This window comes from Shewanella decolorationis S12, assembly GCF_000485795.1.
Taxonomy (GTDB): Bacteria; Pseudomonadota; Gammaproteobacteria; order Enterobacterales; family Shewanellaceae; genus Shewanella; species Shewanella decolorationis.
On sequence record NZ_AXZL01000076.1, the window covers coordinates 205,137 to 219,847 of the forward strand.

At 49.0% G+C, this 14,711-nt stretch carries 11 protein-coding genes; 4 read left to right on the forward strand and 7 right to left on the reverse strand.

Annotated features, from left to right (window positions below; genetic code table 11):
- Positions 1-484 precede the first annotated feature (484 nt).
- The 3 genes from SHD_RS17925 to SHD_RS17935 all read right to left on the reverse strand — a co-directional run bounded on the left by SHD_RS17925 (position 485) and on the right by SHD_RS17935 (position 4,858).
- Positions 485-1,282, reverse strand: a complete 798-nt coding sequence (locus SHD_RS17925) for a phosphoadenylyl-sulfate reductase (protein ID WP_023268426.1) — start codon at positions 1,280-1,282, stop codon at positions 485-487.
- Positions 1,275-2,972, reverse strand: coding sequence for an assimilatory sulfite reductase (NADPH) hemoprotein subunit (gene cysI, locus SHD_RS17930; protein WP_011625339.1), 1,698 nt, complete (start codon positions 2,970-2,972; stop codon positions 1,275-1,277). Before cysI ends, SHD_RS17925 begins: the two co-directional genes overlap by 8 nt.
- Positions 2,973-3,046: 74 nt before the next feature.
- Positions 3,047-4,858 carry an assimilatory sulfite reductase (NADPH) flavoprotein subunit gene (locus SHD_RS17935; RefSeq protein ID WP_023268427.1) on the reverse strand — a complete coding sequence of 604 codons (1,812 nt, stop codon included), beginning with the start codon at positions 4,856-4,858 and terminating at the stop codon, positions 3,047-3,049.
- Between the two features lie 417 nt (positions 4,859-5,275).
- Between SHD_RS17935 and SHD_RS17940 the strand changes: the two genes are divergently transcribed.
- The 3 genes from SHD_RS17940 to SHD_RS17950 all read left to right on the forward strand — a co-directional run bounded on the left by SHD_RS17940 (position 5,276) and on the right by SHD_RS17950 (position 8,829).
- The gene (locus tag SHD_RS17940) at positions 5,276-6,802 is read left to right on the forward strand and encodes a Re/Si-specific NAD(P)(+) transhydrogenase subunit alpha (protein WP_023268428.1); all 1,527 of its coding nucleotides are present in this window, start codon (positions 5,276-5,278) and stop codon (positions 6,800-6,802) included.
- Between the two features lie 11 nt (positions 6,803-6,813).
- Positions 6,814-8,298 (forward strand): Re/Si-specific NAD(P)(+) transhydrogenase subunit beta, encoded by a 1,485-nt coding sequence (gene pntB, locus SHD_RS17945; protein ID WP_023268429.1) that lies wholly within the window; start codon positions 6,814-6,816, stop codon positions 8,296-8,298.
- 144 nt (positions 8,299-8,442) lie between these two features.
- Positions 8,443-8,829: a hypothetical protein gene (locus SHD_RS17950; RefSeq protein ID WP_023268430.1), complete on the forward strand. Its 387-nt coding sequence runs from the start codon at positions 8,443-8,445 to the stop codon at positions 8,827-8,829.
- A gap of 60 nt (positions 8,830-8,889) precedes the next feature.
- Here the strand turns inward: SHD_RS17950 and SHD_RS17955 are convergent, their stop codons facing one another.
- The 3 genes from SHD_RS17955 to hldE all read right to left on the reverse strand — a co-directional run bounded on the left by SHD_RS17955 (position 8,890) and on the right by hldE (position 11,777).
- The gene (locus SHD_RS17955; protein ID WP_023268431.1) at positions 8,890-9,369 is read right to left on the reverse strand and encodes a TetR family transcriptional regulator; all 480 of its coding nucleotides are present in this window, start codon (positions 9,367-9,369) and stop codon (positions 8,890-8,892) included.
- Between the two features lie 153 nt (positions 9,370-9,522).
- Positions 9,523-10,350, reverse strand: a complete 828-nt coding sequence (locus SHD_RS17960; protein ID WP_023268432.1) for a hypothetical protein — start codon at positions 10,348-10,350, stop codon at positions 9,523-9,525.
- A complete protein-coding gene (gene hldE, locus SHD_RS17965) occupies positions 10,347-11,777 on the reverse strand; it encodes a bifunctional D-glycero-beta-D-manno-heptose-7-phosphate kinase/D-glycero-beta-D-manno-heptose 1-phosphate adenylyltransferase HldE (RefSeq protein ID WP_023268433.1) in 1,431 nt (476 codons plus the stop codon). Before hldE ends, SHD_RS17960 begins: the two co-directional genes overlap by 4 nt.
- Before the next feature lie 102 nt (positions 11,778-11,879).
- Here hldE and SHD_RS17970 point away from each other — a divergent pair, with 102 nt between their 5' ends.
- Complete coding sequence (locus tag SHD_RS17970) at positions 11,880-12,806, forward strand: LpxL/LpxP family Kdo(2)-lipid IV(A) lauroyl/palmitoleoyl acyltransferase (protein ID WP_039978931.1); 927 nt, start codon at positions 11,880-11,882, stop codon at positions 12,804-12,806.
- Positions 12,807-12,959: 153 nt separating this feature from the next.
- Here the strand turns inward: SHD_RS17970 and SHD_RS17975 are convergent, their stop codons facing one another.
- Positions 12,960-14,684 (reverse strand): potassium/proton antiporter, encoded by a 1,725-nt coding sequence (locus SHD_RS17975; protein WP_023268435.1) that lies wholly within the window; start codon positions 14,682-14,684, stop codon positions 12,960-12,962.
- Positions 14,685-14,711 lie beyond the last annotated feature (27 nt).

The window sequence follows — 14,711 nt, forward strand, 5'->3', positions numbered from 1 at the left end:
TGACCGAGGTGAAATGGGCTGATTAACTAGGGCTAGCAAGTCAATCAAACTGCTTGATACTCGCGGCGGCGAGCAAGGTCTTTTGGAAGTGCGACTGTTTTCCGTCTCGTTATATCGTTACACAGCAAACTAAGCCCATAAATAACGATATTCAACAACTTAACTTGGCAAAATACCGACTAAGGTATATCTGCGCAGTAAACTCCCTCAAAACCATCTACGGGAACTTTGTAATATAGCTCAGAACATTCTAATGTGCATAACTCTGTGAGTAAAAATGTACAAAAATTTTATTCTCGGTGAAAAAGCCTAATCTAAGTCTATGAAAACAAACTTTATCTGACTTTAATGACGCCAGAATGACACTCAAAACACTTTAACGGCAAAAGCGCTGCAAAATTAAGCAAAACATTCTTTTGGCGGCATAAAATAAAAAATGCCACAGGGAATACTGTGGCATTTTTCTATTTAATCAAATAGATGGTTATATTTCGTAATGCAAACCGCATTCGCGTTTTAAGCCATTAAAGCGGGTTTCTTCTTCAGTCATCCCTAATTCTAAGGGTTTACTCGAATGAGTATCCCCAACAGAAACATAACCTTGATCCCATAGAGGATGGTAAGGCAAGTCAAATTGTGTCAGATACAGGTGCACATCTTTGTTCGACCACTCGATAATCGGCAGCAGCTTAAAGCGAGTTCCGTGGATAGCCAATATCGGTAACTCTTCGCGAGTGCTCGACTGACTGCGGCGCAGTCCCGCAAACCAAGTACCGACTTCAAGTTCCGCCAAGGCACGTTGCATCGGCTCCACTTTATTGAGGCGATTGTAGCGTTCAAGACCCTCTAAGCCCTGCTCCCACAACTTGCCAAAACGCGCTTCCTGCCATGCAGAGGTCATCGGCGCTTGGTAAACCTTAAGGTTTAAGGATAAACGCTCGGTAAGCTGGTCAATAAACTGATATGTTTCAGGAAAGAGGTAGCCAGTATCCGTTAAGATCACCGGAATATCCGATTGCACCTGACTCACCATATGCAGCATCACCGCCGCCTGGATCCCAAAACTGGATGACAGCGCGTGATTACCCGGCAGATAGGCTAAGCCCCAGAGCACTCGCTCTTGAGCCGTCAATCCGGCCAAGAAGCGATTAATGCGCTCCAGTTCCGCTTGCTGCACATCCTTAGGTGCCATTAGCAGCGCTTTAAGTTCGCTGTGACTTACCACGCTCTGCAACGCGTTCGGCAAGCCGGAACCCGTTACCCCAGAATCAAGATCAGCCATGGAAATCCTTAGCGGCATCGATTACCGCCTTCACTACGCCCGTGCGGACGGTGAAGTTACCAAAGGTTTCGCCTGCATTACGCTCAACCGCGTAGCGGGCAAATAATGCATCCAATTCAGCGAGAATTTCAGCCTCTTGGATATTCTCTCTGTACATCTTATTCAGGCGAGTACCTTCGAAGTTGGCCCCGAGATACAGGTTATAGCGACCCGGCGCCTTACCCACTAAGCCGATTTCGGCGGCAAATGGGCGCGCACAACCGTTTGGACAGCCGGTCATACGCACCACTATGGCTTGATCGCTAATACCATTTTTAGCCTGCAGCGCATCGATATGGTCGATAAACTCAGGGAAATAACGCTCTGCTTCCGCCATCGCCAATGGACAGGTTGGCAAGGCCACACAGGCAATCGAATGACCGCGAGTTTGGGTCAGCACTTGGCCGAGTAAACCGTGTTTACGGGCAAGGCCTTCGATGGTTGCTTTATCCTCGGGAGCCACACCAGCAATAATCATATTCTGGTTTGACGTCATGCGGAAATCGCCCTTGTGGATCTTCGCGATTTCACGCATGCCGGTTTGTAAACTCTTACCAGGCACGTCTTTAATACGGCCACTTTCGATAAACAGGGTTAAATGCCACTTACCATCGACACCTTCGACCCAGCCGTAACGATCGCCGCGATCGCCAATCACTACATCACGCTTAGGTTCAAATTTGACGCCAGCTCTTGCTTCCACTTCGGCCTTAAACTTCTCATAGCCATGGTCGACGATGGTGTATTTCAGGCGCGAACGCTTACGGTTGGTACGATTACCCCAATCACGCTGCACTGTCATCACAGCTTCGGCAAACTTCATCACGTCTTCAGTTTTGATAAAGCCAAAGTCATCGGCCAAGCGCGGAAAGGTTTCGACTTCACCGTGGGTCGAGCCCATGCCGCCGCCAGCGGTCAGGTTAAAACCGACTAATTCGCCATTTTCGGCCACAGCAATAAAGCCTAAGTCGTTAGTGTAGACATCAACATCGTTATCCGGCGGTACGGCAACGGCCATCTTAAACTTACGTGGCAAGTAGGTCTTGCCATACACAGGTTCAACGGTTTCGTCTTCTGTGGTCAGCAACTTCTCTTCGTCTAACCAAATCTCGGCGTAGGCACGAGTGTGGGGCAGCAGGTGATCAGACAGCTTTTTCGCGACTTCATAGGCCTGCGCATGCAGTTTAGATTCGACCGGATTCGGGTTACACATCACGTTACGGTTAACGTCACCACAGGCGGCGATAGAATCGAGCGCCTCACGGTCCAAGCCTTGAATAATGGTCTTGAGGTTACGCTTTGGAATACCGTGGTATTGGAATGTCTGACGTGTGGTTAAACGAATGCTGTTAGAGCTGGTGAGCGTCGAGGCAATTTCATCCACACCTAACCATTGCTTAGGTGTACACACACCGCCTGGCACGCGAGCACGTAACATAAAGCTATATAAAGGCTCGAGTTTTTGCTCTTTACGCTCGTTACGTAAATCGCGGTCATCCTGCTGATAGAAGCCGTGGAATTTGATCAATTGCTGATCGCCATCGCTAAAACTGCCCGTTACAGAGGAATCTAATCCCTCTTTAATAGTGCCACGCAGATAATCACTGTCGGTCTTTAGGTATTCGTTTAATGCTAACTTTTGCTCACTCATGGCAACTGCCTCTTAAAATTCGTTCGGTGGCAGTATCTCAGTGGATACTGCTCTCTATCTTTGGGATCGATTAATTAGTACACGTCTTTTTGGTAACGTTTATGACTGCGCAGGGTCTCAAAATATTCTTCCGCCGCCTCGCTCGACAGTCCGCCAAACTCCACCGCAACCTCAAGTAAGGCTTGGTGCACGTCCTTAGCCATTCGCTCCGCATCACCGCAGATATAGAGATGTGCGCCATTTTGCAGCCATTGCCACAGGGCTTGCCCCTGTTCTTTAATACGGTGCTGCACGTAAATCTTATGGGCTTGATCCCGCGAAAATGCTACATCGATACGGGTTAAATCGCCGTTTTTCAGATACTGTTGCCACTCGGTTTGATACAGGAAGTCCTGCTCAAAATGCGGGTTGCCGAAGAATAACCAGCTATCGCCCTCAGCGCCTTGCGCCACGCGCTCCTGCATAAAGGCGCGAAACGGCGCAACCCCTGTGCCAGGACCAATCATGATGACTGGCGTTTGTGGATCTTCAGGTAAACGGAAATGCTTGTTCGGTTCAACATACACTTTTACTTCGGCACCTTCCTGTGCCGAGGCTAAGAAGTGAGAAGCACCGCCAAAACGCGTTTGCCCTTGATGCTCATCCTCCACTAAGGCCACGGTGAGATGCACTTCAGTATCGACCTCACTTTGGCTCGAGGCGATGGAGTAGAGTCTCGGTGTTAATGGGCGTAATAGCTCCACTAACTTGTTTGCATCGAGATTAGCGTCAGGCTTGAGCTTGTAATTAGCCACTAAGTCTGCAAATTGATGATGTAAGATAAACTGGCGAACCTGTTCTTTATCTTCGCTCAGTGCAAGTAGCTCAGGGCTAGCGGACAACTCGGCCCAGGCTTTGACTAAACCAGGATATAACTGTGTCAGCTCTTTCTTCTCGATTAAGGCTTGTTTGAGGCTGATGGATTCATTAGCGACAGTCACCTTGGTATCGGCCGCTAACCCTAAGCCCGCTAAAATTTCATCGACTAAGGTGTCGCTATTGCTAAACCACACCCCAAGGGCATCACCGACTTCGTAACGCAGTCCTGACTCGCCTAAATCGATTTCAACGTGGCGTACGTCTCGGTCTGAACCACGTCCAGTGATCTTCTGGCTCACCAACACTTCTGCACTGTAAGGGTGTTGCTTAGTAAATTCGCTCTCGCTGGCAACTTGTGCCGAGCCGGTATCATTGAGCGCCACCACCTTAGCCGTGGTTTGAATAAGTGGCTTCACCGCAGTAAGCACATCGGCGTGCCACTGTCCGGCCGCAGCCTCATAGTCCACATCACACTCAACCAACGGCAATAAGGCTTTAGCGCCTAACGCCGAAAGCCGCGCATCAAAGTCTTTACCTGTCTGGCAGAAGAACTCATAGCTCGAATCGCCCAGCGCCAACACAGAGTAATGCAGGTTGTTTAATTGAGGTGCACGTTTCGATGCTAAAAATTTATGTAATTCAATCGCATCATCCGGCGCTTCACCTTCACCATGGGTACTGACCACCAGCAATAGCAAGGTTTCTTGCTTGAGTTGGCGCACATTATATTCACCCATAGAGGCTAAATTCACACTATAGCCCTGTGCCTTTGCCTTATCGGCCAAAGCTTTAGCAATACCACGGCCATTGCCAGTTTGACTGCCATAAAGAATGGTCACTGTCTGCGCCGCCTGAGCGTCGGATACGGGCGCGAGCTGAGCCTGATTGCCCGCATTAGCCGTTGCGGCTAAATAACCGCTCACCCAAGCAAGTTGCACCGCGTTTAATTCAGCGGTGAGTTGTTTCAGCTTTTCGACCTGCGGTTGCGACAGGGGTGAAGCCAGTGATGAAAGTTCTTTTAACAACATGAGACGGCCCTATGACAGTGTAATGTCCTGCAGATTAACGTGGTTTTAGAAAAGCAAAAAAGAATAATATTTGATTTTTAATTCCATTTTGGAATATACAAAGCGCAAAATTTAAGCTACAAAAGTGTGCACTGGTTAAAAGTTTTTGATACGACCAGTTCAGAAACGGCCAGCTTGAGCAATATGCGCTTGTGTCAAACCAAAGTATTGCCACAATGGTGACGAGCCTGCTGTACAGTGACCTCTGTTGCTCGCAAAGAAGTTTGTTTTCAAGCACAAATTTCATACCAAGATTGAATGCGCTAACTGTCACAACTGAATAAACGAGTCCATTCTTACCGCGGCCTAGCCCTACCTAGGTTTAGCTCAGGGGAAGCACTCAGGCGGAACGATTATATAAACCACCAGGGAGTAATCATGCAGATTGGAATACCGAGAGAGAGTCTCGCCGGTGAGACTCGGGTCGCCGCGACCCCTGCCACCGTCGAACAACTTAAAAAGCTCGGCTTTGAAGTTGTTGTTGAGGCCAATGCTGGCTTACTGTCTAGCTTTGACGATGCCGCTTTTGAAGCCGCTGGGGCGAAGATCACGGCAGAGGTTTGGCAAGCGGATCTGATTTTTAAAGTCAATGCACCGACCGATGCTGAAATTGCGCAAATTAAAGAAGGCGCGACCTTAATCAGCTTTATCTGGCCCGCTCAAAATCCAGAGTTGGTCGAGAAACTGTCTAAACGCAACATCAATGTGATGGCGATGGACATGGTGCCACGTATTTCCCGTGCCCAATCCCTCGATGCTCTCTCCTCTATGGCCAATATCGGCGGTTATCGCGCCGTTGTTGAAGCCGCGCACCACTTTGGCCGTTTCTTTACCGGACAAATTACCGCCGCGGGTAAGGTTCCTCCAGCAAAAGTGCTGGTGATTGGTGCCGGTGTGGCGGGTCTTGCCGCCATTGGTACCGCAGGTTCGTTAGGCGCCATAGTACGCGCCTTCGACACACGCTTAGAAGTGGCCGAACAAATCGAATCCATGGGTGGCCAGTTCCTTAAACTGGACTTCACCAATGAAGATGGCAGCTCATCGGACGGTTACGCTAAAACCATGTCGGACGAGTTTATCGCCGCCGAAATGGCACTGTTTGCCGAGCAAGCCAAAGAAGTCGATATCATCATTACCACAGCGCTGATCCCAGGCCGCCCAGCACCTAAGCTCATCACCAAGGCTATGGTCGACAGCATGAAGCCCGGCTCTGTGATTGTCGATATGGCCGCACAAGCGGGCGGTAACTGTGAATACACTCAGCCAAGCGAGCTGTTTGTGACCGAGAATGGCGTTAAAGTCATCGGCTTTACCGATCTTCCCGGCCGCCTACCTGCGCAGTCTTCACAGCTTTACGGAACTAACTTAGTCAACCTGATGAAGTTAATGTGTAAAGAGAAAAACGGCGTCGCCAGCATCAACTTCGATGATGTGGTCATGCGCAATATGACAGTGGTCAAAGCTGGCGAAGTGACCTTCCCGCCACCGGCGATTTCGGTGTCGGCCGCGCCCGCCAAACCTGCGGCTAAGGTCGAAGCCAAAGCGGCAGAGGACAAAAAGCCATCCAAACTTAAGTATATTCTCGCCGCCCTTGGGGCTGCGGGTTTTGCCGCGGTTGCCTCGGTTGCTCCGGCCGAGTTCTTATCCCACTTTACGGTTTTTGTCCTGTCCTGCGTGGTGGGCTATTACGTGGTGTGGAACGTATCCCACTCACTACATACGCCTTTAATGTCAGTGACTAACGCGATTTCGGGCATTATCGTGGTCGGCGCCTTGCTGCAAATTGGACAAGGTTCAACCTTGGTCACTGTGCTGGCGTTTATCGCCGTGCTGATCGCCAGTATTAACATCTTCGGCGGCTTTACCGTCACTCAGCGCATGCTGAAGATGTTCCGTAAAGATTAAGGGGGTATAACGTGTCTCAAGGACTGGTAACAGCAGCTTACATTATTGCCGCCGTGCTCTTTATCTTCAGTCTCGCAGGATTGTCGAAGCAAGAAACGGCCAAACACGGCAATTTATTTGGTATCACAGGTATGGCCATTGCCCTACTGGCGACCATTTTTAATCCTGACACCAGCGGTGTCGCCTGGATTATTGTCGCCATGGTGATTGGTGGTGCCATCGGCGTGCGTTTAGCACTTAAAGTCGAAATGACGGAAATGCCCGAACTGGTCGCAGTACTCCACAGCTTTGTGGGTATGGCAGCGGTATTAGTGGGCTTTAACAGCTTTATCGACCTACACCCAGAGCAAGTATCGCAAGTGGTTGTGGCCGTTGGCGGAGATATCAACTCCACCTTAGCGGCGGTGCAGGATGCGCTAAGCGAAGCGGCCAAAGCCGCCGAGAAAGCCCATTTAACTGGCGCTATGCTCAACATTCACTTAGTGGAAGTATTCCTCGGGATCTTTATCGGTGCAGTAACCTTCACGGGTTCTATCGTGGCCTTCGGTAAGTTACGCGGATTAATTTCTTCAAAACCTTTGATGTTGCCACATCGCCATAAACTGAACCTCGCAGCGGTATTGGTATCGCTTGGCCTGTTGGTGTACTTCGTGCAAACCGGTGGCACTATGCCTGCCCTGCTGTTGATGACACTTATCGCCTTCGCCTTTGGCTGGCATTTAGTGGCTTCAATCGGCGGTGCTGACATGCCAGTTGTGGTCTCAATGCTGAACTCCTACTCAGGTTGGGCGGCAGCGGCAGCGGGCTTTATGCTGTCAAACGATCTGCTGATTGTGACAGGTGCGCTCGTGGGCTCATCGGGTGCGATTCTGTCTTACATCATGTGTAAGGCGATGAACCGCTCGTTCATTTCTGTTATCGCAGGTGGATTTGGTACCGATGGTGTGGCCTCATCTGGCGATGAAGAAATGGGAGAATACCGCGAAACCAACGCTGAAGATGTGGCTGACATGCTGAAAAACGCGACTTCTGTCATCATCACCCCAGGCTATGGTATGGCAGTGGCACAGGCGCAATATCCTGTAGCTGAAATCACCCAAAAACTGCGTGATCGCGGCGTGAAGGTGCGCTTTGGTATTCACCCTGTGGCGGGTCGCTTACCTGGCCATATGAACGTGCTCTTGGCTGAAGCCAAAGTGCCCTACGATATCGTGCTCGAAATGGACGAAATCAACGAGGACTTTAGCGATACCGACGTAGTGCTCGTCATTGGTGCCAACGATACGGTGAACCCTGCGGCGATGGAAGATCCGGGCAGCCCAATTGCGGGCATGCCAGTGCTCGAAGTGTGGAAAGCGCAAAACGTGATTGGCTTTAAACGCTCGATGAACACAGGTTATGCGGGTGTACAAAACCCACTGTTCTTTAAAGATAATACTCAAATGCTGTTCGGCGATGCGAAGGCCAGCGTTGAGGCGATTTTAAAAGCGCTGTAATGCTTAAGTTTGCTTGTTAATCATAAAGGGAGCCACTTGGCTCCCTTTATCTTTTCCCCTGTTTAGGGATGTGTTTTCACACGTTTTTAAGCCAGCTCAGCTAGTCTCAGCGCAATTTCTCGCTTCTGATAAACGGAGATCTTCATGCTGCTTGGATTATTTATTCTGTCGGCAATATTAATCAAAACGTCGTTATTAGGACTGGGTTGGATATCAATAGGTATCGGCGTTGGAGGTTATCTTTTTTGCCGTTTTTACCAAATTAATCTTGCAGACCTACTGGTCAAAAAATTTAGACGGCTTTTTATCAGTGGGGCGATATTGCATCTGCTGCTGTATGTCGGCCTTATCGTAAAACTCTTCCTTATCGATAGCCTAGAGGATATTCCGGCCTTTTTAATCAGTCATTTGGTATTCCATCATGCACTCTGCGCAATGATTGCAGCCGCCCTTACTTTTATGGCAATTGGCGTTTACCTTAGCCAACAAAAGCTAAAGCAGGCAAATATCACTCCCCCAATCGCGAGCTAATTTACCCCCTAAAAAGCCAAAAGGAGCCCAAGGCTCCTTTTGATAGCAATTCATTTTTGATTATGCCGCTTTGGCAACATCAAAATTTGACAGCAGCATGACCGCAGTACGGCCTAATAGGTGATTGATGGTGCGATCGCCGACCAATCCTAATTCAGCAATGGCTTGCTGACGTGCTGTGCTGACCGCTCTGAAGAGGGTAATTTCATTATTCGCGCCACCACAGAGGCTGAAGAATAATCTTAACACTGCGCGGTAATGCTCTTCTTGCATCGCTTGCATCCAAGAGGCCTCTAAAGCTTCTTGGCTAGAAAAATCGAGCGCTGCAACAAATAAATTGCCAATACGACTATCTAAACGGATTAAGAAGTCGTTTTTACGCGGAAAGTGATGACTAATACCAGTGCGGCTAATCCCCGTTGCTTCAGATAACGTGGTATAAGACATCGTCTCAAAGCCAATAGTCAAAATTTGTCTTAACGCTTCATCCATAATCTGATTGATGGTTTGCTCTGTCTGTACTCGTGAGCGCTTAGCCATAGTAAAGTCTCCCGTTGTTCTTTTTGTGGGATAGAGCTTACCAAAGCCTTTCAGGGATTACTGCTGTTTGGAAACGCCAAACAAGTGTATTTCGCTTTTGTTCAGCTAGGGTTCAGTTTGAAACAGTGGATTTTACTGATTACATTAACATCTTTATAACATCGAATTTTGTACTAACCAGTCATGTGCCTTTGCCTCTCCCATTAGCACTATCAACGTAGGTGCAAGAAAACGACCCAGCTCAGGCTTACGCCAAGATAGGTATTCTGGTAGGGGTTGCAGCACAGCCTCACCAAAAGTGCGCTGCATTAAACTGGAGTATTCGCGTAAATTCTGCGGTTCGATTTGCGTGATTTGGGAGTAAAAATTGACTACAAAATCACGATATTGGCTGTAACCGGCGATTTGGCTCACTTGATACTTTTTTAACACCTGTATCATCATAGGGCTAGTCCAGTGAGACATATACTGCGGGCTTGTTAACGCCGCAAGATTGCGCCTATGATATTGCTGCCAAGCTAAATCAAGATTACCTTTGGCCTTGGCAATACGCCAAATCAAGTAAATATCCGCTAACCATTCATGCTGATAAGCCGTTAATTCATTTGGTAAAACATCGCCCTGTAACCCAATATTTTCAAGGTGACCTAACTCATGCCACAGGGTTAATTGTGCCTGTTCTTTGAGGTCATATTGATAGGTTGTACCATCGATATTGAGCAGTTGAAAATCTGGTGTTTCTCGCTCATTTACCAGGATTAGACCGGAGAAATGACTATCATCGATGGGTAACACCATTGCACTGCGAAGCCCAAGCTCTGTTTTAAACAGGGCCTCGCTGTAGGGGAGCTGTTTACGAACCTGAGTTGGAAATGTTGCCAGACACTGACTCAATTGCGCTAACGGACAAATTAATGCCTGCTTGTCGCCAATAGGCACCCAAGTCAGGCTTGAAATCAGTGTCAGGGCAATGAGACTCACTGTTTTGCCATGATATTTTGGATAATGGCCGTGGTTGATATCCCGTCTTCAAACCCTAATACTTGGACTTGGCCACCCGCGGCGATCACCTCTGCACCACCAGCAATATCTTCAACCTTATAATCTCCGCCTTTGACGAGGAGATCGGGGAGTAATCTAGCGATAATCCGCTGTGGCGTGTCTTCAGTAAAAGGCACAACCCAATCGACAGCGGCTAATCCCGCTAACACAGCCATACGTCTATCCACTTGATTGACAGGGCGGCCTTCGCCTTTTAAGCGTTTGACCGAGGCGTCATCATTCACGGCCACAATCAATCTATCACCTAAAGCTTTGGCTTGCTTGAGGTAACTGACATGCCCCGCGTGCAGAATATCGAAGCAACCGTTAGTCATCACCACTCGCTCGCCGCGCAATTTGGCTTGCTCTAAGGCATAGGCAAGTTGATCTTCACTCACCACCCCAAAACCCGATTCACCGTGGTGCAGTGCTAAGGCTTCAATCAGCTCGATACGGGATACAGTTGAAGTACCTAATTTACCCACCACAACCCCAGCGGCGGTATTGGCAATAGCGCACGCCTGCGGCAGTTCTGCGCCCGCGGCGAGTGAGGTCGCGAGAGCTGAAATCACAGTATCGCCAGCGCCTGTCACGTCATACACCTCACGGGCCACCGTAGGGATATGTAACTCTGGGGCATTGGCCGTCACTAAGGTCATGCCCTTTTCGGAGCGAGTAACTAAGATAGCGTCGAACTGGTGTTTGTTGAGTAAGCCACGGGCCTTTTCGAGCAGATCCGCCTCAGAGGTTACCGCGCCAACTACGGCTTCAAATTCACTCATATTGGGTGTGATGAGTGAAGCGCCATGGTAACGGCTAAAATCGGAACCCTTTGGATCGACAAGCACTTTCACGCCTTTAGCGCGAGCCAGGGCAATAAAATCCTGCGGCTTATCGATAGCTCCCTTCGCATAATCCGACAGCACCACCACATCGACCGAATCGAGTAAGGCTTCAGACTGTTTAAGCAACCGCGCACTATCCTGCTTATCGAAGGACTCTTCAAAATCGAGGCGAATAAGCTGCTGGTTACGCGACAGTACCCGCAGTTTGGTAATGGTCGGTTTATCGGCAATATTCAACCACTGTGGCTCAACGCCTAAGGCTTGCACGCCAAGAGTTAACGCCTTAGCGGTATCATCTTCGCCGACTAACCCCGCCAATTGCACTTGGCCGCCTAGGGTCGCGATATTTAGCGCCACGTTGGCCGCACCGCCCGGTCTGTCTTCGACTTGGTTAATCTTCACCACGGGCACTGGCGCTTCGGGCGAGATACGACCCGTTGGCCCAACCCAGTAGCGATCTAACATCACATCGCCGACAACTAACACTTTGGCTTTTTCAAATGCTGGCAGAGAAACCTTCATAGCGCTCTTATCTATTGCAGAAATTAAACCGTGATTGTACCTAATTTTCAGCAAAATATGAGTTAGAATAAGCAGTAATTTTCAAAAGTAGTGAGTATTTTTGTGGTCGAGAAAGCTGAGTTTTCATCCTCCTTATATCATCCGAAACACTGGCCCATGTGGTTTGGGGTGTTAGTGATGCGGATTACCCAAGTGTTGCCGCTCTCGTGGCAGATGAAGTTAGGCAAAGGATTAGGCCGATTAGTTAAGACTATTGTAGGCAGTCGTACCCATACCGCGCGCCGCAATTTAACTCTCTGTTTCCCCGATATGCCCGAATCGGAGCGCGAAGCCCTGCTGACCCGTAACTTTGAAGAAACAGGTAAAGCGATTTTCGATACCATCAATGCCTGGTGGTGGTCCGATGAAAAAATCCAACAGCATATGCAGATCACAGGCAAAGAATACGTGCAAGACACCTTGAATGCTGGCCATGGGGTGATTCTGTTTGCCGTGCACTGCTTACCACTAGAAATGGGCGCGCGTATTTTTGGTCAATTTCAACCCGGTGTTGGGGTGTACCGTCCACACAACAATCCGGTGATGGAATACCTACAGGTAAAAGGCCGCTTACGCTCAAACAAAGCCTTAGTGCCAAAACGCGATCTACGCCAGATGGTGCGTTGTTTACGTAATCCCGATGTGATTTGGTATACCGCCGATCAGGATTTTGGGCGTTCAAGTGCAGTGTTTATTCCCTTTTATGCCGTGCCCGATGCCGCGACCATTACCGGTGCCACCACACTGGCAAAACTCGGTAAGGCCAAAGTGCTGCCCTTCTTTGTGGAGCGTACCGAAGGCGATAAGGGTTACCATATTGAGATTATGCCGCCGCTGGATAACTTCCCCGGTGAAGATGAGCTAGCCGATGCCATTCGCGGTAACAAAATTATCGAAGGGATTATCGATAGAAATCGCGCCCAATATATGTGGCTTCACCGCCGCTTTAAGACTCGCCCAGATCCAACGGACAAGTCCTTATATAAGTAAGCTTTCGCTCAGAGTGTTCGAGATAAGTGCTTAAAAGCAGATAAAAAAATGCCAAGCAATCGCTTGGCATTTTGTTTATATCTGTTGTTTTGTTGAGCATCTTTAGATACTTGGGTAAAAGAAGAAAATTAGCTCGTTAAGTCCCAAAACAGGTTATGCTTCTGCGGGTAAGCGAATACCCACATTGGTCACTTTGCCTTCATAGAGCCCTGCAACTACCCAATGCAATGACTGCCACAGGAACTGATCCCCAAGTACCGGATGTGAGCCTAATTCAACCGCCACTAAATCTGCGACCGTCATATCGCCGGTTACTTCGTCTAATTCCAGACCATAAATCGGTGCCAAATCCAGCAGCTTGACCTTGGTATCAATAAAGAAGTCACCAAAGAAACGTGGTACATCTTTAGTTTCAGGCGCCTGACTAAAGAGGTTACTCAAGGCCTCTAGACTCTTCTCTTGCCCAAGCACGCACAAAATATCCCCCGCTTCAAGGCAGGTACTGCCCGATGGGTGCAGCAGTGTATTATGGCGAAATACCGCCGCAATCCGCGTACCATCCGGCATAGAGAGGCGTTTAAGCGGCTCGCCGATGCACCATTTGTTTTCACTCAGATGGTACACAAACACTTCCCACTCGCTGCTCGGGTATATTTCGACCCCTGAACGTGAAATCGGCAACGGCTTAGGCGGTAACTCCACCTTAGCTAAACGTGCCGCCGTGGTGAGTGACGCCCCCTGCACAAGCAGCGACACTAACACCACGAAGAATGCCAAGTTAAAGTACAACTGCGCCCCAGGTAATCCCGCCATCATAGGGAATACCGCTAAAATAATCGGCACGGCGCCACGCAATCCGACCCAAGAAATAAACCAACGGTCACGGCTGCTAAAGCTCTTAAAGGGCAGCAAACTGAGCCATACGGCTAACGGTCTGGCAAACAGGATCATCCCAAAGGCTAACGCTAAGCCCGGTAGCCAAATATCTAATAGATCCGAGGGAGTTAAAAGTAATCCCAAGACGAGGAACATGCCGATTTGACTCACCCAAGTCATGCCATCCAACACGTTTAAGATTGAATGGCGACCACGGGTAGGCTTGTTGCCGAGGAATAGACCGACTAGATAAATCGACAGAATGCCGCTGCCGCCAAGTTTGTTCGACGCGGCATAAATCATCAGGCCGCCACTGAGCACTAAAATCGAATATAGACCTTCAGCGAGTTGACTTAAGTTCACCAATTTCCACAGCAGCCAACCACCACCCAAGCCTAATAAAATCCCCAAACCAAACTGCTTGATAAAGCTAATCAGCATAAAACTTGCGGATAACTCAGCGTCAACATTGCCTAGAATGGCAATTAGAGTTACGGTTAAAAACACCGCCATGGGGTCGTTACTGCCCGATTCGATTTCCAGCGTCGCGCCAACACGCTCGTTAAGACTGCGCCCTTTTAATAGAGAAAATACCGCAGCCGCATCGGTGGAACCGACAATTGCCCCCACCAGCAAGCCTTGTAGCCAGTGTAAGTCAAATAACCATGCGGCCATCACACCTGTGATACTGGTAGTGATAGCCACCCCAAAGGTCGCCAGCGACAATGCCGGCCACAGTGCCACCCTAAAGCTCGCGACACGCGTGCGCATACCGCCATCGAGCAAGATAATGGCTAAGGCTAAGTTACTGACAAGATAAGCGGTTGAGTAGTCGTCAAACAAAATGCCGCCGGGACCATCTTCCCCAGCTAAAATCCCTACTGCGAGGAAAATTAATAAGATAGGGATACCCAAGCGCGAAGACACGGGACTTAACAAAACACTCACAGCGGCAAGCAAGGCACCGATCAGAAAAAAACTATTGATGGAATCTGCATCCACACATGCCTCCTTAAATACAAGAGTGTT